The following is a 26554-nucleotide window of genomic DNA, read 5'->3' on the forward strand; positions in this document are numbered from 1 at the left end:
CGCACATGGCCGCGTCCGCGCTCGATGCGCTCCGGGCTCTCCATGCCGAGACCCGCACCCGGGGACTCCCACCGCCCGCAGCGCTGATCGGCGACTGGCTGGACACCGACGCGGTGATCGCTCCGACAATCGAGGTCGTCCCGGGCTGCACCCCGCCCGACGACCCCGACCGCTTCTGGTTCGGCTACCTCGGATTCCCCGTGCGCGCCGAGGAGGCGTCGCTGCCGTCGACCGCCGGGGGTCTCACCGACGGCGTCCTCGTCCTGCGGAACGGCGTGTGGTCGACCCTCGGCACCGGCCTCCCCGACTGGGCGTACGCCGTACTCGACGCCCCGCATCCCGGTGAGGGGAAGCCGACGACGACCGACTGGACACCGCCGGCGCGCGAACCGCATCTGGCCGCGATCGATCGCTGTCTCGACGCGATCCGCGCCGGCGAGGTGTATCAGGCATGCGTGTGCACGCGGTTCACCGGCACGTTGTCGGGTCGGCCGGTGGACTTCTTCGCCGACCTCGCCGGTGCCACCACCCCCGCGAAAGCGGCTTTCCTCCAGGGTGATTGGGGTACGGTCGCCAGCCTGTCACCGGAGACCTTCCTGCGGCGCACCGGGAACATCATCAGTTCCTCGCCGATCAAGGGGACCCTGCCTGCGCACGCCGACCCCGACGCCCTGTCCGCCTCCGCGAAGGACATCGCGGAGAACATCATGATCGTCGACCTCGTCCGCAACGACCTGGGACGGATCGCCGTCACCGGCAGCGTCCGGGTGCCCGAACTGCTGTCGGTGGTGCCCGCGCCCGGCGTCTGGCACCTGGTCTCGCGTGTCGAGGCGATCGTGCGGCCCGGCACCGGCAACGCCGAGGTGCTCGACGCCACCTTCCCGCCCGCATCGGTCACCGGTACGCCCAAGCTGCGTGCGATGGAGCTGCTCGCCGACTGGGAGAGCAGCGCCCGGGGCGTCTACTGCGGCGCGATCGGCGTCGCCGGACCCGACCGCGCCCTCGATCTCAACGTCGCGATCCGCACGGTCGAGATCGCTCCGGACGGCGGCATCGCACTCGGTGTCGGTGGCGGAATCACCATTGATTCCGTCCCGGACGACGAGTGGCAGGAGTGTCTCGACAAGGCTGCCAGCATCGTTGCCGGCGACCGGACGCAGACGTTGCAGGATCGCAAATACCGGACTTGATTGGCGATTTGGGTAATATTTCTCCCATGACTTTGTCCATCCGGACGACCACCGATCTCACGGAGCTGGCCCGGGAGATCAATCGCGACCGCGAGGCGATCATGTCGGGTGCGACGCCGCCTCCCCGATTCGCGGATGAAGTGGCCGAGTCCTGGACCCGGGTGAAGGCCGCGGACAATCCCTCCACGCTCGACGACCACCACCGCGGACGGATCGACCGCGACGAGCTCGAAGCCCGCCGGTCCGCGCATCCGCTCCGCCACTCGGTGGACTCTCTCAAGCGGGTGTTCGCCCAGTCGGCCGACGACCCGCTGATGGCACTGGGCATCTTCGACACCGACGGGGTGATGCTGTGGCGTGGCGGCTCGCGCGCGGTGCTGCCCGAGGCGAACCGGCTCGGCCTCGTCGAGGGAAGCCGGTGGGATGAGGATTCCGCGGCGACGACGGCGGTGGGCCTGGCGATCCGCCACCGGCGACCCAGCCGCGTCTTCGGCGCGGAGCACTACAGCCGATCCCTGCACGGGCTGTACTGCACCGCGACGCCGGTCCACGATCCGCGCACGGGTGAGATGGTCGCGGTCGCCGGGCTGGCCGGACCGGCGATGCAGATGCAGCCCGCGGCTTCGGCGTTCACGAACGCCCTGGCGGCACTGAGCGAGCACGAGGTGACTCTCGCCCATCAGCGCACCCTCGCCGACCTCCGTTACTACGGCCGTGCCCAGCTCGCCGGCCTGCACGGGCCCGGTCTACTCATCGACGACGACGGCTGGGTGGCCGAGGGCCGCGGGTGCACGCCGCCGGTCCGGGTCGCCGCGCCGACGGTGGACATGCGTCAGTTCGTGCCCGGACTCGGGATGTGCGTCGTCGAACGACTCGGGATGGGCTGGCTCGTGCGTCCGGCAGGCCCCTCGGGTCCGGTCATCGCCGAACTCGACCTCGACGGCGAGCCGACGATCACGGTCACCGGTGACGACGACCCGTGGCGTACGGTGCTCACCCGGCGCCACGCGCAGATCCTGTTGCTGCTGGCCGACGCGGGCGACCATGGACTCACCTCACAGCAGTTGAGCCAGTTGCTGTTCGGCGACCAGAACCACACCGTGAGCGTGCGTGCCGAGTTGTCGCGCCTGCGCCGGGTGGTCGGCGCGCTCGTCTCGAGCCGGCCCTACCGGCTGGCGCCGCGCGTCGAGCTGCGGGTCAGCTCGGATCAGCTCGACGCCTATCGAGAACCGACTGGTAGACGTCGCGTCGCGAGGCACTCGAACCCTGCGTGACCTCCGCGCAGGCATCCTTGAGCCGCATCCCGCCCGCCACCAGTTTCTCGGCGCGGTCGGCCAGTTCGTCGATGTCGGATTCGGCGGCCACCGCGCCGGCGATGACGACCGTGATCTCGCCCTTGACGCCGCCGGCCGCCCACTCGGCCAGTTCGGCCAGACCACCGCGGCGGACCTCCTCGTAGGTCTTCGTCATCTCCCGGCACACCGCGCCGCGCCGATCGGGTCCGAGGATCTCGGCCGCCGCGGCGAGCGTGTCCGCCAGCCGGTGCGGCGACTCGAAGAAGACGGCGGTGCGCGGCTGGGCGATCAGCTCGCGCAGCCATTCCGCACGGGCACCCGGCTTGCGTGGCGCGAAGCCCTCGAAACAGAACCGCTCCGACGGCAGCGCCGACACCGCGAGTGCCGTCGTCACCGCCGAGGGTCCCGGCAATGCCGTCACGGGCAGACCCGCCTCGGCGCAGGCCACCACGATCCGGTAGCCGGGGTCGCTGACCGAGGGCATCCCGGCATCGGTGACCAGCAGGACCGTCTCACCGCCGGCGATCGCCTCGACGAGGCCCGGTGTCCGGGCGGCCTCCACCTGGTCGTAGTAGCTGACGACGCGTCCGCCGATCTCGACGCCGAGCGCGGCGGCGAGCGACCGGGTGCGGCGGGTGTCCTCGGCGGCGACGATGTCGGCCGTCTGCAGCGCCGCCCTCAGCCGGGGCGACGCATCGTCCACCTGTCCCATCGGGGTGGCGGCCAGCACCAGCCGTCCGCTCGTCCCGGGCACGGCAGACCGGAGGTGGTCGGTGGACTGTGTGTCGGGCTGGGCGGCATTCATCGTCAGCCAGCTTACGAGGGCCCACTAGGATCGAGCGGGTGACCATGACCGCCGCGCGTGACACCGCCGTGCCCGTCGGTGTCCCGGTCCCCGCGGCGGTCCCGCCTCGTCGTCTGGGACCGGAGGTCCCGGCGGCGCTGTTCGGTGCCCCGGACCGTGGTCGCGGCCTGGTGGTGGGTGTCGTCACCGCTCTCATCGCCGCCCTCACCCGCTTCTGGAACCTGAGTCACCCCACCGACAAGGGCACGCCGGTCTTCGACGAGAAGCACTACGTGCCGCAGGGATGGCAGGTCCTCACCGGCGGCAACTCGATCGAGGACAATCCGGCATACGGGCTCGTGGTGCATCCTCCGGTCGGCAAGTGGATGCTCGCCGCCTCCGAGGCCGCCTTCGGGTACGGTCCGCTCGGCTGGCGGGTCGCGCCGGCGATCTCCGGTGTCCTCATCGTCGTCCTCGTCTACTGCGCGGTGCGCCGGCTCACGCGGTCGACTCTGGTCGGTGCCGTCGCCGGCGTGTTCGCGATCTGTGACGGGGTGCTGTTCGTGCAGTCCCGGATGGGGATGCTCGACATCTTCCAGACCCTGTTCATCGTCGCCGCCTTCGCCGCGCTCCTCGCCGACCGCGACCAGGTCCGCGAGCGGATGTACCGCGTCTACCTCGAGGGCCGGATGGACGACAGCCGGTTCGGTCCACGGCTCGGATTCCGCTGGTACCGCTTCACCGCCGGGGTGATGCTCGGACTCAGCTGCGGAACCAAGTGGTCGGGCGTCTACTACGTCATCTTCTTCACCGTCCTCGCGATCGGCTTCGACGTCGCGGCGCGGCGCGCGTACCACGTGCGGCGACCGGGGATCGGCACGATCGTCCGTGACGTCGTGCCCGCCGGCGCGAGCCTCGCGGTGATGCCGGTCGTCATCTACTTCCTGACCTACATCCCGTGGTTCAACAGCGAGACCGCGGTCTACCGCTATTCCGAGGGCAATGCGATCGGCACCGGCGGCACCTTCGCCTGGGTGCCGGGAGCGTGGCGGTCGCTCTGGTACTACGAGGCCGGGATTCTCCAGTTCCATGCGGGACTGACCAACTCCGCGGGCAATCACCATCCATGGGAATCAAAGCCGTGGACCTGGCCGATGAGCCTGCGCCCCATGCTCTACGCACTCGAGAACGGCCCCGATCAGTGCGGCGGGGGCGAGTGCGTCCGCGCCCAGATGCTGATCGGACCGCCCGCCCTGTGGTGGCTCGCACTGCCCATGTTGCTGTGGGGTCTGTGGTCGTGGGTCGTCCGCCGCGACTGGCGCTACGCGGCGGTGCTCGTCGGCTACGGTGCGGGCATCCTGCCGTGGTTCCTGTCCCTCGACCGCCAGATGTACTTCTTCTACGCGACCGCCCTGGCCCCGTTCCTCGTCATGGGCCTCGCCTTGTGTTGCGGCGATCTGTTGCGCTCGACGGCGACCACGGCCCGCGCCCGACCCGAGCGCCGGGTGCTGTCGATCATCGTGGTCGCCGTCTACGTGGCACTCGTGGTCACCAACTTCGTGTGGCTGTGGCCGATCCTCACCGCCTCCCCGATCTCGCCGGGACTCTGGCGGCAGCAGATCTGGCTGCCGAGCTGGGGCTGAGCGCGACTACTTCTGGGGCTCGACGCCCGCCTCGGTGTCGGCGTGGTGCGCCTCGCCCAGCGGGTGGGCGACACCCGTACCGACCTGCTCGACGTAGCCCGGATCGATCTTCTCCAGGTGCTTGACGGCGTCGGCGTCGATCGACTCGAGTTCACCGGTGGCGATCGCCACGGCCTGTTCGCGGACGTGCTGATCGACCTGAGCCGACAAGACGTGACGAGACACGATCAGCGGGTCGCGCCGGAGGTCGAGGTAGAGCGACAGGCACATGCCGATCATCACCACGACGAACGGCAAGGCGGCGATGATGGCCATCGTCTTGATGCCGTCGAGTGCGTCGTCACCGCTGATCGCGAGGAGCAACGCCGCCACGACACCGGTGAGCACGCCCCAGAACACCGTCAGCGCGCGCGAGGGATGTTCGACGCCACGCTGGGACAGGGTGCCCATCACGAGCGAGGCCGAGTCGGCTCCGGAGACGAAGAAGATCCCGACGAGCACCATCACCAGTGCCGAGGCGACACCGGTCCACGGCAGGTGAGCCAGTACGTCGAAGAGGGTGTCCTCGCTCGCCGCCGTGGCCGGGTCGAAGTCGAGGACGCCGTCGGTCTGCTGCCGGATCGCGGTGCCGCCGAACACGCAGAACCAGACCAGCGACACGGTCGTGGGCACCACCATGACGCCGATCACGAACTCACGGATCGTCCGGCCCCGGCTGATCTTGGCCAGGAACATGCCGACGAACGGCGTCCACGACACCCACCATGCCCAGTAGAAGATGGTCCAGTCGGCCAGCCACTGCCGGCCCGCGTCGGAGGTCACCGTGGCGTCCGAACGGCCCGCGAAGGTGGTGAGGTCGGTGGCGTAGGCGCCCAGGGTCGTCGGCAGCAGATTGAGGATGAAGATCGTGGGTCCGACGACGAACACGAAGGCCGCGAGCACCACGGCGAGCACCATGTTGATGTTCGACAGCCACTGGATGCCGCGCGCGATACCCGACACCGCGGAGGCCACGAACGCTGCGGTGAGGATCGCGATGACCGCGACCAGCAGGAGCTTGGTCGGTTCGTTGACCCAGCCGACCTTGTCCAGACCGGAACCGATCTGCAAGGCGCCCAAGCCCAATGAGGCGACGGTGCCGAACAGGGTCGCGAAGATGGCCAGGATGTCGATGAGCTTGCCCGCGGGACCGTGCGAGACGCGTGGGCCGAGGAGACGCGTGAACACCGCGCTCATCAGCTGCGTCCGGCCGAGCCGGAAGGTGCTGTAGGCGAGGGCGAGTCCGACGACGGCGTACATCGCCCACGGATGGAAACCCCAGTGGAACATGGTGGTCGCCATTGCCGTCCGGACATCGCCGGCATCGATCTCCGGTGGCGGACTTGCGAAGTGGTACAGCGGTTCATAGGCACCGAAGAACATCAGGCCGATTCCCATTCCGGCGCTGAACATCATCGCGATCCAGCTGATGGTACGGAACTGAGGTTTCTCCCCGGTGAGCCCCAACGGGATTCGTCCGTACTTGGAAACCGCCAGATACACCGCGAAGATCACGAATCCGGTTGCGGAGAGGATGAACAGCCAGCCGAGGTTGGTGGTGATCCAGCTCAGGATCTCACCGGTGGTCGAGTTGAGGCTGTCCTTGTCCCCGATGCCCCACACGACGAACGCGATGACGAGTGCAGCCGTGATCGAGAAGACCACCGGATCGATCCGTGGGCTCCCGGGCCGACTCCCCCGATCACGCCGGCGCTGGCCATCTCGCGCGCGACGAGTCGTCGCTGTCTGTTCACTTGTCATTACCCCACCAAAGCAACGTCGGCGCGTCTGTTCAAGTCGCGCGCAACGCCCGCTGGACCATCGAGACGATCGTGTCGTCGTCGAGTCCCAGCTCACGGGCGGTCCCGACGTACGTCGACGCGGCCGCGAAACCGGCGTCCTGCGCGTCGTGGCGCCCCGCCTTGACGAAGGAACCCGAGCGTCCGCGCGTCTCGATCACGCCGGCCGCCTCGAGTTCGCGATACGTCTTGGCCACGGTGTTGGGGGCGAGGTCCAGGTGCGCGGCGAGGGCCCGGACGGTCGGCAGGCGTTCACCGGTGAGCAGCGTGCCGTCGGCGATCAGCTCGACGATACGCAGCCGCACCTGCTCGAACGGTGGCCGGTCCGATGCCGGGTCGACGGTCAGATGGGCCAGCAGCGATGTGGTCATTGTCGTCCCCTCACAACAGATCACGCGCCAGCGGGCACGACATGCACCGGGGCCCACCGCGACCCGAGCCGAGTTCGCGGCCTTCGATCTCGATCACCTCGATCCCCGAATCACGCAGGCGGCGATTGGTTTCCACGTTCCGGTTGTAGGACACGACGACTCCCGGGGACAACGCGAGCGTGTTGTTGCCGTCATCCCACTGCTCGCGCTCGGCGGTCACCGGGTCGAGACCGGTGTCGATGACGCGGAGTTTGCCGATCCCCATGGCCTCGGCCGCCGCCTCGACGAAAGGCCGTTCCCCCGTCACGTGAACGGCGTCGGTGGCCGCGTCGTGGGACAGGGTGAACGCCGACATGTGGTCGCGGATGTTGGGGTACATCACCACCGCATCGGTGTCGACCATGGTGCAGACGGTGTCGAGATGCATGAACGCCCGCGCCTGCTCGATGGGCACGGCGAGCACGGTGTGGGCGAGATGGTCGTCGAAGAGGCTGCGCGCCAGCGCTTCCGCCCCGGCCGGCGTGGTGCGCTCGCCGACCCCGACGGCGACGACACCCGGCGCGAGGAGCAATACGTCGCCGCCCTCGACCGGCGCGACCTGCGACTCGTAGGCGCGTCGGGCACCGGTGAAACGGGGGTGATGGGCGTAGATCAGATCGGTCAGAGACGTCTCTCGCGCTCGCGCGGGCAGCGCGAGAGAGGTGATCGCGAAGCGCGACCCGATCCAGAACGAACTGTCGCGGGTGAACAGCAGGTTCGGCAGCGGCTCGATGGCGAACTCGGGGCCGTGATGCATCCGGCGGACCAGCGACGACCGCTCCGCCGACGGCGTGATCGGCAGTTCGTCGAACGTCATACCGGCCATCAGGACGTCGGCCAGTTCCGCGGGCGCGAGTCCCCGCAGGTGCCTCGCGAGATCCTCGGCGAGATGAGATCCCAGACGTCGCGCACTGACCGCGGCCGCGATCCCCTGGATGCGGGCGGCCCCGCTGTGTGCGATCGTCTCGGTCAGCAGGTCGCCGAGCAGGTAGACGTCGACACCGCGATCGCGCAGCACCTCGGCGAAGGCGTCGTGTTCCTCCTGCGCACGGTCGACCCAGGGCAGGCCGTCGAACAGGAGTTGATCGCTGTTGCGCGGGGTGAGGCGCCGCAGTTCGTCACCAGGGCGGTGCAGCATCACCGCGCGCAGGGTGCCGACCTCCGAGTTCGCCCCCAGAGCGTAATCCCACTCGCCCGCGGTGTCCTGCTGCCCCTCACGCGTCATCGCTCAACCGTAACGCCGGACCCTGACCGACGACCGCAGGCGCGGTCTCCCGGGCGAACAGCCACGCGACCAGGGCGATCGCCGCGACCACACCGGTCAGCACGAACGCGGGACCGAAGCCGACCCGATCGGCCACGAATCCGACGATGACCGGCCCGGTCACCGCACCGAGGTCCGAGGACATCCCGTACGCCGCGAGCGCCGATCCGCCCTGCTGACGATTGCCGAGGACGTCGGCGAGGGCCGCCTGATGAGTCGGCGCGAACAGACCGGAACCGACACCGGCGAGCACCGACAGTGCGAGCGCGACGGGGACGTTGGGCGAGAATCCCAGTGCGATGGTGGCGACGACGGTGATCGTCAGACCCGGCAGCATGATCGGCCGACGGCCGAACCGATCGGACAGGCGACCGGCGATGAGGATCGCGAGCACGTTGCCCGCGGCATAGATCGCCAGCACGATCCCGGCCATACCGGCGCCTGCACCGAGTCCCTCGGTGATGAACAACGGAACCACCGCGACCCGCACACCCATCGACGCCCAGCCCTGCGTGAAGTTCGACGCGAGGATGGCCCGGTAGGCACTGTCGCGCAAGGCCGTCCGGAAGCCGATGAGTCCGGCCGTCGGCCCCTCGGCCTGGTCGGGGGCGATCACCTCGCGCAGCTGGGTGGCCACGACCGCGGACGCGACCAGAAGCGCGACCGCGTACACGACGAACGGCACGCGCAGGCCGAAACCCACCAGGGCCGCGCCGATCAGCGGTCCGGTGATGCTGCCGATCAGGAAACCCGCGGAGAAGAAGCCCGACACCCGCCCGCGAATGTCGCTGGGCGCCATCCGGATCAGCAGGGCCATCGCGGAGATGCTGAACATCGTCGATCCGATGCCGCCCAGGCCGCGGAACACCAGCAACTGCCAATACGTCTGCGCGAAGGCACAAGCCAGCGTGCTCGCGGCGACGATGAGGAGTCCGGTCAGATAGATTCGCCGTTCGCCGAACACCGACACGAGTCGTCCGCCCGTCGGCGCGAACAGCAGCCGCATGACGGCGAAGGCCGAGACCACCGCGGTGGCCGCGGTGAACGAGACGTTGAAGGCGCGAGCGAAACTCGGGAGGGCGGGCGCGATGAACCCGTAGCCGAGTGCGATGACGACGTTGGCCGACAGCAGCACCCAGATGCCGCGAGGGATCTGCCTCATGGCATCTCGGGCAGGTCGTCGAGGGCCTTGGCGGTGAGTTCACGGCCGATGTCGATCATCTCGGCGGCCTTGTGGAAGTCCAGGGTCCGCACCGCACGACGGGGCACCCGGATCAGGACGTCGGGCGGATAACCGGCCACCTGATAGCGGGTCAACGCCTCCTGCATGATGTCGAGCGACCGGCTGAGCACCTCGACGCGACCCATCCGGCCGGGCTCGCCGGCGGCGTCCGGTGACAGTGCGCCGGTGTCGACCACGACAGCTCCCTCCTCGTCGGAGGTGGCAGCGGGGGCGATCTCGTCGGCCCCCTCGGTCCCCGCCACGTCACCGGCCTCCGAACCGAAGCGGTCACGGACCGAGCGCACGAACTCGTTGTCGAGGATCGGCGCGACGTTGCGTCGGAGCAGGCCTTTCGTCTTGGACTGCCGGCTGGCACCCGTCTCGGGCCCGCCGTCGGAGCCGATGATCACGCCGATCGTCACATCGCTGGGGACGCCCGAGGTCGGTGCGACGGGCACCGGGTCGAGGATGCCGCCGTCGGCGAGGAGCCGTCCCTTGTGCTCATGCGGGCTGATCACGCCGGGGATCGCGATCGATGCACGCAGGGCGTCGGCGAGATTGCCGCGCTGGAACCACACGGCGCGACCCGCGAACAGGTCGGTCGCGATGGCGGTGAACGGGATCGGCAGATCCTCGATCACGGTGTCGCCGAGGATCTCCCGCACACGGGTGAGAATGCGTTCGGCTCCGATGACGCCGGGTTTGGTGAGTGAGACGTCGAGCAGCCGTACCACGTCGAGCTGCGACAGTCCCGAGATCCAGTCGACGTAGTCGTCGAGTTTGCCCGCACAGTACAGGCCCCCGACCAGCGCGCCCATGGACGATCCGGCGACCGTGACGATCTCGAAGCCACGTGCCTCGAGTTCGGCGATCACCCCGATGTGCGCGTATCCGCGAGCGCCGCCACTTCCCAGAGCAAGCGCCACGCGCGACGGTCGAGCCATGCCGCAACCCTACCGCCGACGGTTTCTCGACTCCCGTTCACTCGGTCATGAGACGACGCGGTCCCGGACCGAGTTTGTTCAGTTCGTCTCCCGGGTTGAGCAGGTGACATTCCCCGAGTGACAAGCATCCGCACCCGACGCAGGAGCCGATCATGTCGCGCATGTTCTCCAGCAGGGAGATGCGATGGTTGATGTCGTCCATCCAGCGTTTCGACGCCGCCTCCCACATCGACTTCGACGGGGACTCGTGGTCACCGAGTTCGGCGAGCACCTCCCCGATCACCGACAACGGGATGCCGGCGACCTGTGAGGCACGGATGAACGCCACCCGCCGCAGCATCGCCCGGTGGTAGCGCCGCTGATTGCCGGCCGTCCGCCGGCTGAAGATCAGTCCCTGTTCCTCATAGAACCGGACCGCCGACGGCGCGATACCCGCGCGCTGCGCGAGCTCCCCGACCGAGAGCTCGAGTCTCTTCAGCGTCATGGGTCGATAGTAGGCAGCTCACCTGGTCAGCCGCGCACCACCAGCACGGGGCACTCGGCCTGGTGCATCACCTTCTGGCTGGTCGAGCCGAGCATCAGTCCGCGGAATCCGCCGCGTCCCCGGCTGCCGACGACGATGAGCTGGGCGTCGGTACCGGCCGCGTCCAGCAGCGCCTTCGCCGGCTCCTCCGGCAGCACGTGCCGCTCCACGCGGACGTCCGGGTAGTCCTGGGCGTATCCGGCCAGTCGCTCCGCGAGCACCTCGACCGCGTCCTGGGTCATCCGCTGGACCTCCTCGGGCCCGATCCCGTAGCCGTGCAGGGCGTCGGCGTCCAGCGGCGTCCAGGTGTGGACGGCCACCAGCGGCGCGTTGCGCAGCGACGCCTGCCGGAACGCCTCGGCGACCGCGACATCGCTGATCGGCGATCCGTCCACACCGACCACGACCGGCCCGGTGTCCGATCCCCCGGCGGCGACGATGGCCACCCGGCCGTGGGCGTGGGCCGCGACGCTGATGCTCACCGAACCGAGGAACAGTCCCTTCACGCTGCCGAGCCGGCGCGTGCCGACCACGATCATCGCAGCGTCCTTGCCCAACTCGAGCAGCACGCGGGCAGCGTCACCGTCGACGATCGAGGTCGCGACGCTGACGTTCGGCGCAACCTCTTTGGCGACGGCGGCGGCGGCATGCACTGCGTCCGACGCGTCTTGACGGATGGCGTCGATGACGTCCTGCGGAATGATCAGTCCGGGAGCGTAGTCGCTGGTGCTCGCGTCATAGGCACCGACGATCTTGAGATCGAGCCGCTCCGCCGCCGCGGCCTTCGCCGCCCACCGCACCGCGCCTTCGGCCGCCTCGGAACCGTCCACACCGACGAGTATCGCGTTCATGTCCCTCGCTCATCTCCTCTGGTCACGACCCCGGCCGGGGCCGGTCGTCAAACTCCGGCCGGGGGCCGGTCCTCACTTCATCCTGCTCCCGCGGACCGCGGGCAGCAATGAGCACTAAGTCCTTCTCACCGGGTATCGAGCGGCGTGTAGCGTGGGAGTCATCATGACCTCCCCGACGCCGAACTCCCCGACACCGAAGAACGGCAACAACGACTTTCGCGCGATCGTGATCCACATCGCCATCACCGTCGCGTTCGGTCTCGGTCTCCTCATCGTCGCACACGCCTCGTCGCAGTCTCTCCAGAACGCACTCTTCGTCGTCGCGCCGGTCGTGGTCCTGATCGGTGCGATCGCCATGCTGGTGCGGACGTACCGGGTCTGGAAAGCCGGTGGCCGATGGCAACTGTGGCAGGGCGGGTCCTGGTTCCTGCTGGTGTTCTTCATCGTGATGCTGTTCAATTCGGCACCCGTGCTGTTCGAGTCGAACACCGAATAGCGCCGGCCCCGGCCGGTACAATTCGAGCTCTCAGACCACCGGGAGCCAAGCGTGTCCTTCGATGCCAGTCACGGCGATTCGCCCGCGCGAGGCTCGGTTGTTCCCGGCTCGGTGGTCGCCGGTCACCGCATCGAACGGGTGCTCCACGAATCCGCGGTGAGCACGACCTGTCGCGCGGTCCCGGTGCAGTCGGGTCCCCCTTCCTCCGGCCCACCCGGACCCGAACCCGTAGTCCTCACCGTGGTCGACCCGGCGCGTTCGGCAGATCCACGTTTTCGTGACTGGTTCGCACGTTCCAATGAATTGGCTTCCGGCGCCAGACATCCCGCGATCGCCCGAATCGCCGGCCACGGACTGACCGACGGCCGGGTGTGGGTCGCCACGGCGCCGATACCCGCCACCGACGCCGCCGAACTGATCCGACGCCATCCCGACGGCATCGACATCGACCTGGCGGTGCGCATCATCGGTGCCGTCGGAGACGCCCTCGACGCCGCACATCGCCGCGGGCTGGTCCACGGCGGCCTCACGACCGCCGACATCCTGATCTCGGCCCGCCCGGATTCGGCTTCGTCGGAGATCACCGCCTCCGACATCGCCGGCCCCGGTGCCGTCACCCTGCGCGGTTTCGGCCTGACGCCACCCGCCCACGATGAGGACACCCCGCACCCGGAAACCGATGTCGCCGCAGTCGGCCGAATTCTCGTCGAGCTGCTCAGCGGCACCACTTCGGTTGCCAGACACCGTATTACGGGAGCGGTATCCCCCGCTTTCCACTCGGCGCTCGCCCGCGCTCTCGATCCGCAGCCCGATCACCGCTATCGGACCTGCGCGGAGTTCGTCCGGGCCGCCGACCTCGCCCTCCACCTGACTCACACGGACGGGGAGCCACCGACCGAGGTGATCAGCTCACCGCCGCGGGCCTTCCAGCCGGCGTGGAATCCCGATCGGCCGACCGAACTCGTCGCCGGCCACCATCCGACACGTCAGAACAGACCCGACACGCCACCGCGACGCCCGACACTCACGCCACTGGTGGTGGCGCTCGTGGTGGTCGCGATCTGCGTGGGCACGGTGATCGTCCTCGGCGCCCGCAACGCGCCACCACCGTGGCCGCCGGCGGTCGCGCCGATCGCCGACGCCTTTCCGCGACTGCTGCCCGATTCTCCCGACCAGCAGGGCTGGCGGGATGCGGCCTGCGAGGCCGTGTTCCGCGACGGCCTCGACGCCATCACGTGCTCCGACGCCGAGCAGGTGACCTACGTCGTCTGGCACACGGCCACACCCATCGCACGGGACACCGTCACCGCAGCGCTCGAGGGGTATCCGGGTGACGAGATCCAGTGGCGGGACGGTCCCGCGTCGTCGAGCCGGGACAGTCTCGCCGACGGCTGGGTCGTCACCAATTTCGTCGCGCCGGCGCGTGAGCCGTACACGGTGATCACCACGTGGCCCGGTCATTCGGGTCGTCAGATCCTCGACGCCTGGTGGCGCACCGCACCACTCGGCTGAGCGACGGTCCGCCTCACCGACCCCGTAGCGCGTCGACCCGCTCGGCGACCTGCAGCGCGGTCGACGGCCGGCTTCCGGCCAGGGCAAGACAATTGGCGATCAGCGTGCGCTCGTCCCGATTCAGGTTCTCCGACAGTGCGGGTGGCGTCGACAGGGCGGCTCGGATCGCCAGCAACGGCTGGGTGTCGGGCACCTGGCCGTACACCCCCTCGTCGGTGAGCGCGCGATGCAGACAGGCGCCGAGTGACCAGATGTCCGTCGCGCGGGACGGCACATCGCCCGCCAGGAGCGCCGGGTCCATGTACTGCACCGCACCCGGCTGAGCGAAGCTCGTGATCGGTTCGTCCGCCGCGAGAACCCGGGCGAGCCCGAGATCGGATATCTTCCCGCCGGTTTCGGTCACCATGATGCTCGACGGCGTGATGTTCGCGTGGGCGATGCCGGCTTCGTGCAGGGCGTCGACGCCTCGCGCCGCGTCGGCAACCGCGGCGAGCCGCTCGTCCCGGCTCAGGGGGCGCGCGGGTGTGCCGAGTGATCCCAGCGGGAAGTATTCCATCGCATACATGAACTGGCCCTGGAGAACTGCGTCGTACAGACCGGCCAGGTAGGGCGAGGCGACCGCGGCGAACGCACGTAGTTCGCGCACGCCTCGGCGGTAGGCGTCGTCGCTGCACACGCCGCTGAAGACCTTGACCACCACGCGATCGGTCGACAGGCCCAGCCGTGCGGGGGGTACGGCGAGATAGAACGTTCCGTTGCCGCCGACTCCCAGCTTCTGGAGCACGGTGAAATCCGCGAGCTGCTGCGGGATCTCGACAGTGGCCATGTCAGTGCCTCTCTTTCGCGGCAGATCCGGCGTCGGTGGTCTGCGTGGTGTCGGTGGCGTTCGCGGCGGTGTCGGCGGATGCCGGAGACTCGGCGTACAGCGTGGCCATCCGGTCCCCCAGGGCTTCTTCGCTGGTCTCGGTGTTGTCGACGACGATCACCGGAGTGTCCGAGCCACGCCCGCGGGTGGCGTCGTCGGCGGCGGCGACCGTGAAGGCGCCGTCCTCACCGCGGTGACGCTTCGGTTCGACGAGGGAGACCCGGACCCCGCGGTCGACAACGGGTCTCAGGTCGGCGAGCCACCGGCGACGGGAGCCCGCGGAGACGATCGTGAGAGATCGCGACCCGAACAATGCCAGACCCGCCCCCACCACGGCGGCAGTGCGGCCGCTGCGGTTGTCGGCGACCACGCAGGTGATGACGCTGCGGCCGGGTCCCACACCCGCCGACACGTTCTCGTCGACGATCGCCACCGGCGCCGCCCGCAGCATCTCACCGAGCTCGCGATCGGCGGCGTCGATGACGATCACGTCGGCGTTGGCGTTTCGGGTCATCGCGTCGAGGTCCGTGGCCGGGTCGGCGCTGAACCGGCACAGAACCGACACCGACCCGGCCCCGGTCAGCGAGGCACCGAGCAGGTTCAGCTTCTCGACGGCCGACGCCATGGCCGCGAAGTCGGGCACCACCGGCACCCCGACCTCGAGGCGCTTCGCCGGGCTGTCCGTCGCGGTGAGCAGACCCGCCAGCACGACGTCGTAACCCGTTGTGCAATCGAGCAACCGGCGGTGCCGTGCACGCAGGTCGTCGACCGTGCCGCCGGGATCGCGCAGGACCACCAGCACCCGCGGTGCGGTCGCGGCGGCCAGCGCTCGACGCTCGGCCGCGGCGATGTCGTTCGCCACCACCACGTCCGGATACACCAGGCGGAGCAGCGGCTCGGTCAGCACCGTGGTCACCAGCGCCATCACCACGAGCATCGCGAAGAGGTCGTCGCTGAGGACGCCGAGGTCGCGTCCCGCCGAGAGGATCACGAGTTCGGTGAGACCCCGGGTGTTCATGAGTACGGCGATCGCCGCGCTCTGCCGCGTGGGTATCGCGCTGGCCCGCGCACCCGCGTAGGCGCCGAGGAACTTGCCGGCGATCGCGACGACCAGCACGAGACCCAACTGCCAGAGCCCCGACAGCCCGATGCCCGCGAGGTCCACGCTCAGGCCGGTGACAACGAAGAACATCGGCAGCAACAGCAGCACGCTGACCTGTTCGAGCCGTTCCAGGATCTCCCGGTGCAACTGCTCGGCACCGACTTTCGGCATCACCGCGCCGAACATGAACGCACCGAAGATCTGGTGGATGCCGATGACGTCGGTGACCGCCGAGGACAGGAACACGCCGATGAGGATGACCGCCAGGATGTCCGGGCTGAGACGTCCCGCCGAGTCCCGCCACTCGACCAGCTTGACCAGCAGTGGGCGCACGATGCCGAACATGACCGCCGCGTACACCAGGGTCATCCCGACGATCTTGGCCACCTCCAGCGGATCACCGCCCTCGATGATCGCGATGATGAACGCGAGCAGGGTCCACGCGAGGATGTCGTCGACCGCGGCCGCGGCCAGACTGAAGACACCGGGGACGGTCCGCATCATCCCGCGGTCGGCGAGGATGCGGGCGAGCACCGGGAAGGCGGTGATCGACATCGCGACGCCCATGAACAGGACCATCCCGAGCCGTTCGATCTCGACTCCGCCGACGGTGTCGTGCGACGGGTACAGCAGAAGCCCCAGTGCCGCACCGAGTCCGAACGGCAGCACGATCGAGCACGCCGAGATGCTCGCCGCCGCACGCTCACGACCTCGCGTCAGTCGCATGTCGAGTTCGAGACCGACGATGAACATGAACAGCACGAGACCGATCTGCGCGAGCCCACCCAGGAGCGGCCGCACCTCTTCGGGGAACAACCACTCGTCGGAGTTTCCCGGCAGGAGACCCAACAGACTCGGCCCCAACGCGATTCCGGCCGCGATCTCACCGACGACGGCCGGCTGACGCACCGCACGGGCGATCATCCCACCGACGCGGGCGACCGCGATGATGACCGCGACATCCAGGAGAAGGAACGCAACCGTGTGCTTGTCCATGTCAGGTCCTGGCCGTCTCAGATTCGGGCATGGTGCGACTCGAAGATGAAGTGGCGTCCTCCGATACGCACATGCGACCCCGGAACCAGTACATGGGGACGATGCGGGAGCAGGCGCACCTCCCGGTTCCCGCTGCTCGGGTCGGCGACGAACGTGCCGTTCGCCGAACCGAGGTCGACGAGCTGGACGGTCCACTCGACCAGCCGGATCTCGACGTGGCGGCGCGACAGCTGTCCGGTCTCGTCCTGGACGCGAATCGGTTTCGGGCTCCCGGCCCGTCCACCGCCGGATGATCCGGGTTCGCGGCCGATGACCAGGTCCTCGTCGAGCAGGAAGGTGAAGCCGTTGTCGAGTAGGAGCCAGCCGAGCGGCGGGCGCTCACCTTCCACGAGGAAGGTCGTCAGCTGATCCATCCGGATGCCGCAGACCCCGCACAGCCACGACTGCGGGTGGTTGAGATGACCTCGGGAGCATCGGATTCCGTGCACCTTGGCCCGTGAGGCCTCGATCTTCACGACCTCGGTCGCGGGCCGCTGATGCTCTTCCTTCGGCAACGGGGCCCGCGGTTCGACATGTTCGGCGAACGGGTCGGGTTGGGCGAACGGCGACTGCTGGACCGCGGGCGCGGCCGGCATCGGCTCCGTGGGGAGTGGATCACCGGCCCCCGGCTGCCCGACCGGGGTCCCGCCCAGCGGGGTCGAGGTGAACGGCAGGGGCTCCGCCACCGGCGCGGCATGCGCCGGCGTCGACAGTTCGTCGACGTCCGGTCGCATCCGCTCGGTCGTCCCCATCTGGTCCGGTTCCGGTTCGGGCTGCGGTTCCGGTTCGGGCTGCGGCGCGGACGCCTCGGGCCGCGGTTCCGCCTCGGGTTGCGGTTCCGGCTCGGGCGCCGGGATCCGCGACGAGGCGGGAAGCGGATGGAATTCGGTGCCGCGCAAACCCAGTGGCGTGTGCAGCAGAGCCCCGGAGGCGGGGACGACACCGTCGACGAGGTCGAATCGTTCCTCTCCGACCTCGGCCGGGACGGTCCCCTCGAGGTACAGGCCGAGCCCCTCGAAGGGCCACGGGACGGCCTTGTCGTAGGTCTCGCCGGGAGGCGGCTCGATCCGTTTGCCGTCGGTCTCCCCGTAGACCCTGCCCGACAGGAAGATCGCGATCCCGACGGTGTCGGGTGCGGCGAAGGCGATGTCGATCTGCTCGTCGGCGGTCAGCACGAGTTGCGCGAGCGCGCGGACGAGATGACGGCCGCGCCGGGGCGCGGAATCCGGTACCGAAACCGCTGATTCGATGTCGAGGAGGTCGGTGATGAACGCGGCCGGCACCGTGTCCGCGATCAGGCAGAGGAATGCGGGTTTGCGGATCACGATCCCGGTACCGGGGATCAGCGTCACCGTGGGTGTCACGCTCGGGATGTCGCCCGGACTGGTCACAGGAACCGTCCTCCTTGGAATCGCCAGTGCGGGAAGATCACTCGCAGCGGACCGTTGACCGCCACCCACACCAGCATCCAGGTGGTGACGAACTGGACCGCGAACACGAACGGCGACGGCCGGAGCTCCTCGGGCAGCAGCCCGGTCACGTCGATGACCAGCCACACCACGATGCCCTCGTTGATCGCGGTGAGCAGCCCGAACAGGGTGGGCCAGTCCTTCTCCCAGCGGAATTGCTGCAGGAAGTGGTAGACGAACTCCCAGGCGACACCGAGCACGATGACCGTGAACAACACCGTGAAAGCGACGCGGTAGACGTCGAAGATCGTGGGATCACCCGAGGAGATCAGCCACAGGAACGGCACCAGGACGATGGTCCACAACCCGCCGAGGATGCCGAGCACCAGCACGCGGGTCTGGATCCGTCCCCACAGGGTGGGCAGCATCAGTCGACTCCCTTGTTGTTCATCCACCGCCACCACTGGGCGGTCGACCGCCACGGGGTGAGGCGCTTGCAGAATCCCTGCCGGGCGAGATCGTCGACGATCTCGAGCGCGGCGATCTGCAGACCGAGGAACGTGTCGACACCCGGGAAGTACCCGCCGAGTGTGGCGCTGCCCGATGCGTACAGCTTCCCGTCGCCGTTGCGGGTGCCCTTCAGCTCGAAGTCGCGTTCGACGTCCATCCGGCCGACCGGGTTGATCCCCGCGCCCGTGTGGTCGAGAAGGTCTCGCAGCAACCGGTGTTCGCGCACGTCGGCCTCGAGCCCGGTGCAGTCGATGACGTAGTCGGCGTACAGCTCGAAGGTGCCGTCCGGCCGGTGTTCCTGTCGGATCGGGGCGTGCGGGTCGACGCGCACGGTCGTCACCACGCCCTGGCCGCCCGGACCCGGCACCAGGCTCTCGGCCCTGCCGACCGCCACCCGGTACCACCCTTCCCGGCGTCCGCGCGCGAGCTGTTCCTGCCAGTCGTCGCGGACCGGGGTGTTGGTGCCACCCATCTGTTTGTAGGCCTCGGCGCGTTCGTGTCCCTCGAGTTTGCGCATGCGCGCCTTGAGCTGCCCACCCCACACCGACTTCGGATAGTTGAAGCCCTGGTAGGCCCACCCGTCTTTGCCCTTGCGCCGCATGAAGATGTGCGGTCCGTGGGGTTTGTCGTAGTAGGTGCGGAACAGATGCACGATCTGCGTCTGGAGGCCGAGCGCATCACGGTCGTCGATCAGGCGTTGCAGCACACGGGATGCGACGATCCCGGCGCCGCGGATGACGACGGTGCCCGGTTTGCGCTGCAGCGACTGGTAGACGTGTTCGTGCGATTCGTAGGCGTTGACGACCTTGCTGGCGTCGCGATAGGTCTCGCGGAACGCCTGCAGGTCCGGCAGCAGCTTGATTCCCGGATAGCCGATCGCCACATGCACCCAGCGGCTGCGGAAGGCGACCCGCTTGGTCGGCGAACTCCCCTGCGGCGGTGTGAGGATCGTGAAGTAGCCGCCGCCCGCGCGGCGTCGGATCATGCGAACCTGCCCGCGGTGCAGCGACTTCAGATAGCCGATGCGCCGGCACTCCTTCTCCATCGACTCGAACGCCTGCCCCGCTCTCGGGGTGTAGAAGTTCGCGAAGACGGGCTCCACCAGCACATTCCACAGCGGCTTGATCTGCTTGTCGGCCCACGCCTCGCGGACCGCATACGACGGGAATCCCCAGATGTTGTCGGGTGTCGACGCCGAATCCGACCGCAGCCGTTCGCCCCGCGGGATCTGTGACACCCGGGTGAGGTACTCGTAGCTGCGCCACGGCACGTCCTGCGGACCGAGGACCGCGATCTGGTCGAGCGGAACGCCACAGATCCGCAGATAGTCGACGGTCACGAAGGAACCGATCCCCGAACCCACGGTGACGAACGGGACGTCGACGACCGGGATGCCCGCCGCCTGCACCATGGCGTCGGTCCACACGTCGGTCTCGACGAGTTCGGGTGTCAGGTCCCCGAGGCCGCCGGGTCCCGGCCGTGGAGCGCGCGGCGGCGGACCGGGCGCGTACGGGACACGACGGGACATCGCTTTCCTCCGATGAGGTCGGGTGGCACGGATTGTGCGGTAACTCTAACGCGCGAAGCGGTCCGCAACCGTGTGAAACCAGCCGAACGAATTACGTCCGTCTCGGCTGGTCAGCGGGCGAACCGGACCTGGTCGGACCACGGAACGTGACATCGAGTGTTGACAAATAGCGGAGCGTCGAAATACGTTCGACTCATCTGCTGTGGCCACCCGCACATGGCCCGGCCCACCTCGAAGGACGCGACGATGACCAAAGCATTGACGAATCCGAACACCACCGGCGACGCACCCTCGCGCTACGTTCCCGAACCCGATAAAACGGGCTCCGAACACGACTACGGCCAGGTGCTCGACGACCTGTCCGCGGCCTCGGTGCACCGCAACTTCGACCCCTACGTCGACATCGACTGGGATGCGCCGCACATGGCGATCACCGCGGACGACCCGCGCTGGATCCTCTCCTACGAGGTCGACCCGATCGGTCGTCACCCCTGGTACCAGCAGCTGCCGGAGAGCAAGCAGATCGAGATCGGCATGTGGCGTCAGGCCAACGTCGCCAAGGTCGGCCTGCAGTTCGAGTCGGTGCTCATCCGTGGCCTGATGCAGTACAGCTTCTCCCTCCCCAATGGCGCACGCGAGTTCCGGTACACCACGCACGAATCCAAGGAGGAGTGCAATCACACCCTGATGTTCCAGGAGTTCGTGAACCGCGTGGGCATGGACGTTCCCGGCGCGAAGATCGGGTACCGGCTGATCTCGCCGCTCGTCCCGCTCGTGTCGACGGTCTTCCCGATCGTGTTCTTCTTCGGCGTACTCGGCGGTGAGGAACCGATCGACCACATCCAGAAGGACTTCCTGCGGACCCGCGCCCGCCTGCACCCGACGATGGCCGCGGTGATGCAGCTGCACGTCGCCGAAGAGGCGCGTCACATCTCGTTCGCGCATCACTTCATCCGCGAGCAGGTCCCGCAGCGCAACCGCTTCCAGCGTTTCCTGCTGTCACTCATGCTGCCGCTGACGATGCGCATCCTGTGCGGTGCAATCGTGGTGCCGCCACGTTCCTTCGCCCGGGAATTCGACGTCCCCCGTGAGGTCATGAAAGACATCTTCTGGCGGTCCGAGGAGTCGAAGCGCTTCCTGCGCAACGTTTTCGGAGACGTCCGGATGCTCGCCGACCAGAGCGGACTGATGAACCCGGTGTCGCGCCTGCTCTGGCGTGCACTCGGAATCAGCGGTCGCCCTTCGCGTTTCCGCAGCGAACCGACCTACACGGCAGCCTGACCCCCCACCGGCCTGATCCGCCCTCCTCCACACAGGTAGCGAACCGACCCTCATGCCTCACGTCGTCACCCAGGCGTGCTGCGGCGACGCGTCGTGCGTCTACGCATGCCCCGTCAACTGCATCCACCCCACCCCGGAAGAACCCGACTTCGGCATCGCCGAGATGCTCTACATCGACCCGGCGATCTGCGTCGACTGCGGGGCATGCGTCAGCGCCTGCCCAGTCGGCGCAATCGTGCCCGGCCATCGCCTGCCCGACGGCCAGGAACGGTTCGCCGAGGTCAACGCTCTGCAATACCGCGACACCGTCGACGGTGCGGCGCGTTTCCCCGTGGACCCCGCACGACGACTCCCTCTCGCCCCGATCGACCGTCCGCGGCAACTCGCGGTCGAGCGCCGGGTGTCGGTCGGCATCGTCGGCTCCGGACCGTCGGCGATGTACGCCGCCGACGAGCTGCTGCGCCATCCCCAGGTCTCGGTGACGATGTACGAACGCCTCGACCGGCCGTTCGGTCTCGCCCGCTTCGGTGTCGCCCCGGACCACCTGCACACCCGCAAGGTGATGCGCCTGTTCGACGACATCGCGCGCAACCCGAATCTGGAGATCCTGCTCGACACCGAGGTGGGACGCGACATCACGCTCGACGACCTCCGGGCACGTCATTCGGGCGTCATCTGGGCCGTCGGCGCCCCCACCGACAAGACGCTGGACCTGCCGGGGATCGAGCAGGCCGGCGTCACCAGCGCCACGTCGTTCGTCGGCTGGTACAACGGCCATCCGGACTTCACCGACCTCGACGTCGACCTGTCCACCGACCGGGTGGTGGTCATCGGCAACGGCAACGTCGCACTCGACGTGGCACGCATCCTCGTCGCCGACCCTGCCGCACTCGCCGACACGCCCATCTCGCCGGCCGCACTGACCGCCCTGCAGCGGTCGTCGGTGCGCGAGGTCGTCGTTCTGGGACGGCGCGGACCCGTCCACGCCGCATTCACGCTGCCCGAGCTGATCGGGTTGGTGGATTCCGGTGTCGCGGTGACGGTCGATCCCGCCGATCTCGAGTCGCCTCCGGTGGACGGCGAACTCGACGCGACCATCCGCGCCAAACTCGACATCCTGGCCGAATGCGCCGCTGCCGGTGAACCAGAGGGGCGTCGGATCAGGCTGGCGTTCTTCGGTTCTCCGCTCGAGGTGCGCGGGCAGGACGGACGCGCGAACGGTGTCGTCGTCGGCCGCAACCGGGTGATCGTCGACGACGCGGGCGCGACCGTGATCGAACCCACCGGTGAAAGCGCCACCCTCGAGGCCGGACTCGTGCTGACCTCGGTCGGTTACCGCGGCGTCCCCGTACCGGGCCTGCCCTTCGACGAAGCAAAGGGCGTCATCCCGCATCGCGCCGGGCGGGTCTTCGACGGCGACGAACAGGTACCGGGCACGTACGTGACCGGCTGGATCAAGCGTGGACCGTCGGGCTTCATCGGCACCAACAAGACCGACTCGGCGGAGACCGTGTCCTCGCTGCTCGCAGATCTCGAAGAGGGCGCGCTCTCGGATAGATTGATCGACCATGGGGCCCGCGTACCAGCGCACCACCGTGCGCGCCGATCTGTCCGCTCTTCCGGCTGACCTCGCGGCGGCGCTGCGTGACCACGCCGAGTCGCGGCAGCTGACCATCACCGATGACCTGCCCGCGTGGATCACCCGGAGCATCAATCCGCCGTCCTCGTCGCTGACCGGCAAGCTCTTCGGGCGGCGCGCCAACCCGGCCGATCCCGACTCCGAGCACCAGACGCTCGTCGCACTGCACCCGACGCACCTGCTGGTCGTCGTCTCCGGGGCGAACCGCGGGATCTCGGCGCTGTCGGTGCCGCTCGCCGTCGCGTCGGTCGAGACACCGGAGTCGGCGGACGGGTTCGCGGTGACCGGTTTCGCCGGTCAGGACGGTCGCCCGGGCAGCTATCACCTCGGCGTCGGCGAGCCACACGGCGCGGAGTGCCTCGAAGCGGTGCGTGCGGCGATCGTGGCCGCGAAGAACCCATAAACCGGGGCCCGCCCGTGTCGGTTTCGTCCGATTGGTGAGTCACCCTGAAGCTGGACTCCAGACCTGAGATCACGGCGAGAGAATCCCGTATGACATTGTGCGCGTGCCAGATAGGCACTGTAACTGCACACGATTCCGAACGAGGTCTCGCACGTCGCAGTGCGCACGAGTACTCTTGCGCCTCATGTGGGGGGAGGAACCACGCGTGACGGGGATGTTCTCGAGGTTTGATTACACCGACGCCGCGCTGACCACCGGGGAACGTTTTCTGAAACTCGTCGAGGGGGTCGACGAGCCGGAGACGCGTCTGCCGGATATGCCGGGCTGGACGCTGGTCGACTGCCTGGGGCACGTCGCCCTGGCGCCGGCCCGGTTTCTCGCGCTCGCGCGCGGCGAGGGCGAATGGTGCCGACAGGCGATCGACGTCCCGGATTTCAACGCGAAACAGATCGCGAACCTGCCGACCCGTGACGTCTCGGTGCTGGCGCGCCAGCTGAGAGAGGGCCTCGACATCCTGGTCGACACCGTCTCGCATTTCAATGCCCAGGTACCGAAGATGCGGTTCGACGGCGACCGGCTCATCCGGGCCGACGCCGCGCTGGGCATCCTCATCGGCGAGTTCGTGGTGCACGGGCACGACATCGCGCGTGCGGTGGGCGCGCGGTGGTGGGTCGAGCCCGACGTGGTGCTGATGATCATCCGAGGCCGACAACAGGTGCTGCCGAGCTGGGTGGACCCGACGGCAGCGGCGGGACACGACGGCACCTATGACATCCGATTGCGCGGGTGTTCGGAGCGCTACCTCTACGAGTTCACCGACGGCGAGCTGATCATCAACCCCGACGATCCCCGACGCGCCGAAGTCCACGTCAGCGTCGACCCCGCCGCGGCGCTGCTGATCGGTTACGGCCGGCTCTCACCCACGTGGGCGGCGCTGACCGGCCGGGCATTCGCATGGGGAAGCAAGCCGTGGCTTGCGCCACGGCTTGCTCAGAAGTTCTTACCCGCCTGATTCAGCGGTTGGTTCGGTTCAGCGGTTGGTCGGCGAACCGGCCGGACGGCTGGCGCGACGTCCGCCCTGCGAACGTCCACCCGCACGATGCTGGTCGCCGGAACGGGGCTGAGCCGCCGAGCGACCCTGTCCCGCCGAACGGGACTGACCGGCGGAGCGGCCGTCGGTGGCACGCTGTCCACCCGACCGGCGCTCGCCCCCGCGGCTCTCGCCGCCCTGACCGCGTACCCCGCCACGGCTCTCACCGCGGGCGGCGCCATTGCCGCGACCCTCGCCGCGCGAACGCCCCGGGTGTCCGCCACGGCGACCACCCTGCGAACGACCACCCTGCGAACGACCGCCTTGAGAACGACCACCCTGCGAACGACCACCCTGGCCACCACGGGCCGCCTCGGCGGCCGCGCGCTCGGCAGCCGACACGCGAGGGGCCCGCTCGCCGACGAGCTCGTCGACGGCGCCGGCCTTGGCGTCGACCTGCTTCGGGGTGACCTTGATCTTGGCCTTGCGGAGCAGCTGCGAGACCTCACGACGCTGCTCGGGCAGGCACACGGTGACGACGTCACCGGAGCTGCCGGCGCGCGCGGTGCGGCCCGAACGGTGCAGGTAGGCCTTGTGCTCGGCGGGCGGATCGACGTGGACGACCAGCTCGATGCCGTCGACGTGCACACCGCGGGCGGCGACGTCGGTGGCCACGAGGACGCGCACGTCTCCCTCACCGAAGGCGGCGAGGTTGCGGTCGCGCTGGGCCTGGCTGAGGTTGCCGTGCAGGTCGACGGCCGGGATGCCCTGTTCGCTCAGCTTCTTGGCGAGCTTCTTGGCCTGATGCTTGGTGCGCATGAACAGGATTCGGCGACCGGCGCCGGAAGCGAGTTCGGCGACGAGGTCGGCCTTGCCCGCCGACGACACCTCGAACACGTGATGGGTCATGGCGGCGACCGGCGACTCGGCGGAGTCGACCGAATGCAGGACCGGGTTGTCGAGGAAGCGCTTGGCCAGCTTGTCGACGCCGTTGTCGAGGGTTGCCGAGAACAGCATCCGCTGACCCTCCGCCGGGGTGGCGGCGAGGAGCTTGGTGACGACCGGGAGGAAGCCCAGGTCGGCCATGTGATCGGCCTCGTCGATGACGGTGATCTCCACCTCGTCCAGCTTCACGATGCCCTGGCGCATGAGATCTTCGAGGCGTCCCGGGCAAGCGACGACGATGTCGACGCCGCGGCGGAAGGCCTGTTCCTGGCGGGTCTGCTTGACGCCGCCGAAGACGGTGGTGACGGTGAGGCCGACGGCGGCCGCGAGCGGCTCGACGACAGCCGCGATCTGGGTGGCCAGTTCACGGGTCGGCGCCAGAATGAGGCCGGTGGGGGCACCGACGTAGCGCTTGACCTGCATCTCGGCGAGTCCGGCGACCAGCGGGATGGAGAAGGCGAGGGTCTTGCCCGAGCCGGTCTTGCCGCGGCCGAGGACGTCCTTGCCGTCGAGGGTGTCGGGCAGGGTGTCGGCCTGGATCGGGAAGGCGTCGGCCTTGCCCTGCGATGCCAGGACCTGGACCAGTTTGGTTGGTACGCCGAGGGATTCGAAGGAAACCTGGGGAGCGGTGGTGTCGGCGGGAGTGGTGTCGGCGACCTGGTTTGCAGGTGCCGAGGGGGTCTCGAGGACAGCAGTCATTATGTGAGCAGAGCTCTTCCTGTGCGTGGCACGCGAGCAGGACGACAGTTCACTGCCGATGGTCGGTGCCGATGGCGAACACGCGGGTACGCGGGCTCGTTCGCCGTATGAAGTCAATGGCAGGCGGTGGACATCT

At 68.7% G+C, this 26554-nt stretch carries 23 protein-coding genes; 9 read left to right on the top strand and 14 right to left on the bottom strand.

From position 1 onward, the window contains the following. The first annotated feature begins 5 nt into the window (after positions 1 to 5). Together BPODLACK_RS09465 and BPODLACK_RS09470 are read left to right on the top strand one after the other, a co-directional pair. Positions 6 to 1190, top strand: coding sequence for an aminodeoxychorismate synthase component I (locus BPODLACK_RS09465; protein WP_096273527.1), 1185 nt, complete (start codon positions 6 to 8; stop codon positions 1188 to 1190). A gap of 26 nt (positions 1191 to 1216) precedes the next feature. Beyond that, a complete protein-coding gene (locus BPODLACK_RS09470) occupies positions 1217 to 2464 on the top strand; it encodes a helix-turn-helix domain-containing protein (protein ID WP_096273525.1) in 1248 nt (415 codons plus the stop codon). Here the strand turns inward: BPODLACK_RS09470 and rsmI are convergent. Next, positions 2388 to 3290 carry a 16S rRNA (cytidine(1402)-2'-O)-methyltransferase gene (rsmI, locus tag BPODLACK_RS09475; RefSeq protein WP_096273523.1) on the bottom strand — a complete coding sequence of 301 codons (903 nt, stop codon included), beginning with the start codon at positions 3288 to 3290 and terminating at the stop codon, positions 2388 to 2390. The two genes, BPODLACK_RS09470 and rsmI, sit on opposite strands and share 77 nt — an antisense overlap. Positions 3291 to 3328: 38 nt before the next feature. On the opposite strand from rsmI, the gene BPODLACK_RS09480 reads away from it, so the two are divergent. After that, a complete protein-coding gene (locus BPODLACK_RS09480; protein WP_191834842.1) occupies positions 3329 to 4912 on the top strand; it encodes a dolichyl-phosphate-mannose--protein mannosyltransferase in 1584 nt (527 codons plus the stop codon). A 6-nt stretch (positions 4913 to 4918) separates the two neighbouring features. On the opposite strand, the gene BPODLACK_RS09485 is transcribed toward BPODLACK_RS09480, so the two are convergent. The 7 genes from BPODLACK_RS09485 to BPODLACK_RS09515 are packed head-to-tail and all read right to left on the bottom strand — an operon-like array spanning position 4919 to position 11964. After that, complete coding sequence (locus BPODLACK_RS09485; RefSeq protein WP_159405162.1) at positions 4919 to 6712, bottom strand: BCCT family transporter; 1794 nt, start codon at positions 6710 to 6712, stop codon at positions 4919 to 4921. A 31-nt stretch (positions 6713 to 6743) separates the two neighbouring features. After that, positions 6744 to 7121, bottom strand: a complete 378-nt coding sequence (locus BPODLACK_RS09490; protein WP_006437095.1) for a GntR family transcriptional regulator — start codon at positions 7119 to 7121, stop codon at positions 6744 to 6746. Positions 7122 to 7131: 10 nt separating this feature from the next. After that, complete coding sequence (gene arcA, locus BPODLACK_RS09495; protein WP_159405163.1) at positions 7132 to 8385, bottom strand: arginine deiminase; 1254 nt, start codon at positions 8383 to 8385, stop codon at positions 7132 to 7134. After that, positions 8375 to 9586 carry an MFS transporter gene (locus tag BPODLACK_RS09500; RefSeq protein WP_159405164.1) on the bottom strand — a complete coding sequence of 404 codons (1212 nt, stop codon included), beginning with the start codon at positions 9584 to 9586 and terminating at the stop codon, positions 8375 to 8377. The genes arcA and BPODLACK_RS09500 overlap by 11 nt, the downstream gene beginning before the upstream one ends. After that, positions 9583 to 10590, bottom strand: coding sequence for a patatin-like phospholipase family protein (locus BPODLACK_RS09505; RefSeq protein WP_006437098.1), 1008 nt, complete (start codon positions 10588 to 10590; stop codon positions 9583 to 9585). The genes BPODLACK_RS09500 and BPODLACK_RS09505 overlap by 4 nt, the downstream gene beginning before the upstream one ends. Positions 10591 to 10627: 37 nt before the next feature. Next, a complete protein-coding gene (gene soxR, locus BPODLACK_RS09510; protein ID WP_006437099.1) occupies positions 10628 to 11074 on the bottom strand; it encodes a redox-sensitive transcriptional activator SoxR in 447 nt (148 codons plus the stop codon). A gap of 26 nt (positions 11075 to 11100) precedes the next feature. Then, the gene (locus BPODLACK_RS09515) at positions 11101 to 11964 is read right to left on the bottom strand and encodes a universal stress protein (RefSeq protein ID WP_006437100.1); all 864 of its coding nucleotides are present in this window, start codon (positions 11962 to 11964) and stop codon (positions 11101 to 11103) included. Between the two features lie 163 nt (positions 11965 to 12127). Between BPODLACK_RS09515 and BPODLACK_RS09520 the strand changes: the two genes are divergently transcribed. Both BPODLACK_RS09520 and BPODLACK_RS09525 read left to right on the top strand, forming a co-directional pair. Beyond that, positions 12128 to 12460, top strand: a complete 333-nt coding sequence (locus tag BPODLACK_RS09520) for a hypothetical protein (RefSeq protein ID WP_006437101.1) — start codon at positions 12128 to 12130, stop codon at positions 12458 to 12460. A 51-nt stretch (positions 12461 to 12511) separates the two neighbouring features. Further along, a complete protein-coding gene (locus tag BPODLACK_RS09525; RefSeq protein WP_159405165.1) occupies positions 12512 to 13972 on the top strand; it encodes a serine/threonine protein kinase in 1461 nt (486 codons plus the stop codon). Positions 13973 to 13985: 13 nt separating this feature from the next. Here BPODLACK_RS09525 and BPODLACK_RS09530 read toward each other — a convergent pair whose 3' ends face one another. The 5 genes from BPODLACK_RS09530 to BPODLACK_RS09550 are packed head-to-tail and all read right to left on the bottom strand — an operon-like array spanning position 13986 to position 20421. After that, positions 13986 to 14798, bottom strand: coding sequence for a protein kinase domain-containing protein (locus BPODLACK_RS09530; protein WP_006437103.1), 813 nt, complete (start codon positions 14796 to 14798; stop codon positions 13986 to 13988). A 1-nt stretch (position 14799) separates the two neighbouring features. After that, positions 14800 to 16935, bottom strand: coding sequence for a cation:proton antiporter (locus BPODLACK_RS09535; protein WP_159405166.1), 2136 nt, complete (start codon positions 16933 to 16935; stop codon positions 14800 to 14802). A 17-nt stretch (positions 16936 to 16952) separates the two neighbouring features. Beyond that, positions 16953 to 18365 carry an FHA domain-containing protein gene (locus BPODLACK_RS09540; protein ID WP_159405167.1) on the bottom strand — a complete coding sequence of 471 codons (1413 nt, stop codon included), beginning with the start codon at positions 18363 to 18365 and terminating at the stop codon, positions 16953 to 16955. Beyond that, a complete protein-coding gene (locus tag BPODLACK_RS09545) occupies positions 18362 to 18811 on the bottom strand; it encodes a hypothetical protein (protein WP_159405168.1) in 450 nt (149 codons plus the stop codon). Before BPODLACK_RS09545 ends, BPODLACK_RS09540 begins: the two co-directional genes overlap by 4 nt. Next, positions 18811 to 20421, bottom strand: coding sequence for a hypothetical protein (locus tag BPODLACK_RS09550; RefSeq protein WP_159405169.1), 1611 nt, complete (start codon positions 20419 to 20421; stop codon positions 18811 to 18813). Before BPODLACK_RS09550 ends, BPODLACK_RS09545 begins: the two co-directional genes overlap by 1 nt. Before the next feature lie 246 nt (positions 20422 to 20667). Here BPODLACK_RS09550 and BPODLACK_RS09555 point away from each other — a divergent pair, with 246 nt between their 5' ends. From BPODLACK_RS09555 to BPODLACK_RS09570, 4 genes are all read left to right on the top strand, one after another. After that, entirely contained in the window at positions 20668 to 21702 is a 1035-nt protein-coding gene (locus BPODLACK_RS09555; protein ID WP_159405170.1) for an AurF N-oxygenase family protein, read from the top strand. A gap of 52 nt (positions 21703 to 21754) precedes the next feature. Beyond that, a complete protein-coding gene (locus BPODLACK_RS09560; RefSeq protein ID WP_159405171.1) occupies positions 21755 to 23329 on the top strand; it encodes a 4Fe-4S binding protein in 1575 nt (524 codons plus the stop codon). Then, positions 23271 to 23744 carry a hypothetical protein gene (locus BPODLACK_RS09565; protein WP_159405172.1) on the top strand — a complete coding sequence of 158 codons (474 nt, stop codon included), beginning with the start codon at positions 23271 to 23273 and terminating at the stop codon, positions 23742 to 23744. Before BPODLACK_RS09560 ends, BPODLACK_RS09565 begins: the two co-directional genes overlap by 59 nt. Positions 23745 to 23949: 205 nt before the next feature. After that, on the top strand, positions 23950 to 24756 hold the full coding sequence (locus BPODLACK_RS09570; protein ID WP_159405173.1) for a maleylpyruvate isomerase family mycothiol-dependent enzyme: 807 nt from the start codon (positions 23950 to 23952) through the stop codon (positions 24754 to 24756). Positions 24757 to 24774: 18 nt separating this feature from the next. Here BPODLACK_RS09570 and BPODLACK_RS09575 read toward each other — a convergent pair whose 3' ends face one another. Further along, a complete protein-coding gene (locus BPODLACK_RS09575) occupies positions 24775 to 26418 on the bottom strand; it encodes a DEAD/DEAH box helicase (RefSeq protein ID WP_159405174.1) in 1644 nt (547 codons plus the stop codon). Between the last annotated feature and the right edge of the window lie 136 nt (positions 26419 to 26554).

Source organism: Gordonia sp. YY1, from assembly GCF_009872315.1.
Classification (GTDB): Bacteria; Actinomycetota; Actinomycetes; order Mycobacteriales; family Mycobacteriaceae; genus Gordonia; species Gordonia amicalis.

Coding starts and splice junctions, on each gene's coding strand:
- BPODLACK_RS09465 (WP_096273527.1), top strand. CDS start 6: ATGGCCGCGTCCGCGCTCGATGCGCTCCGGGCTCTCCATGCCGAGACC.
- BPODLACK_RS09470 (WP_096273525.1), top strand. CDS start 1,217: ATGACTTTGTCCATCCGGACGACCACCGATCTCACGGAGCTGGCCCGG.
- rsmI (WP_096273523.1), bottom strand. CDS start 3,290: ATGAATGCCGCCCAGCCCGACACACAGTCCACCGACCACCTCCGGTCT.
- BPODLACK_RS09485 (WP_159405162.1), bottom strand. CDS start 6,712: ATGACAAGTGAACAGACAGCGACGACTCGTCGCGCGCGAGATGGCCAG.
- BPODLACK_RS09490 (WP_006437095.1), bottom strand. CDS start 7,121: ATGACCACATCGCTGCTGGCCCATCTGACCGTCGACCCGGCATCGGAC.
- arcA (WP_159405163.1), bottom strand. CDS start 8,385: ATGACGCGTGAGGGGCAGCAGGACACCGCGGGCGAGTGGGATTACGCT.
- BPODLACK_RS09500 (WP_159405164.1), bottom strand. CDS start 9,586: ATGAGGCAGATCCCTCGCGGCATCTGGGTGCTGCTGTCGGCCAACGTC.
- BPODLACK_RS09505 (WP_006437098.1), bottom strand. CDS start 10,590: ATGGCTCGACCGTCGCGCGTGGCGCTTGCTCTGGGAAGTGGCGGCGCT.
- soxR (WP_006437099.1), bottom strand. CDS start 11,074: ATGACGCTGAAGAGACTCGAGCTCTCGGTCGGGGAGCTCGCGCAGCGC.
- BPODLACK_RS09515 (WP_006437100.1), bottom strand. CDS start 11,964: ATGAACGCGATACTCGTCGGTGTGGACGGTTCCGAGGCGGCCGAAGGC.
- BPODLACK_RS09520 (WP_006437101.1), top strand. CDS start 12,128: ATGACCTCCCCGACGCCGAACTCCCCGACACCGAAGAACGGCAACAAC.
- BPODLACK_RS09530 (WP_006437103.1), bottom strand. CDS start 14,798: ATGGCCACTGTCGAGATCCCGCAGCAGCTCGCGGATTTCACCGTGCTC.
- BPODLACK_RS09535 (WP_159405166.1), bottom strand. CDS start 16,935: ATGGACAAGCACACGGTTGCGTTCCTTCTCCTGGATGTCGCGGTCATC.
- BPODLACK_RS09545 (WP_159405168.1), bottom strand. CDS start 18,811: ATGCTGCCCACCCTGTGGGGACGGATCCAGACCCGCGTGCTGGTGCTC.
- BPODLACK_RS09550 (WP_159405169.1), bottom strand. CDS start 20,421: ATGTCCCGTCGTGTCCCGTACGCGCCCGGTCCGCCGCCGCGCGCTCCA.
- BPODLACK_RS09555 (WP_159405170.1), top strand. CDS start 20,668: ATGACCAAAGCATTGACGAATCCGAACACCACCGGCGACGCACCCTCG.
- BPODLACK_RS09560 (WP_159405171.1), top strand. CDS start 21,755: ATGCCTCACGTCGTCACCCAGGCGTGCTGCGGCGACGCGTCGTGCGTC.
- BPODLACK_RS09565 (WP_159405172.1), top strand. CDS start 23,271: ATGGGGCCCGCGTACCAGCGCACCACCGTGCGCGCCGATCTGTCCGCT.
- BPODLACK_RS09575 (WP_159405174.1), bottom strand. CDS start 26,418: ATGACTGCTGTCCTCGAGACCCCCTCGGCACCTGCAAACCAGGTCGCC.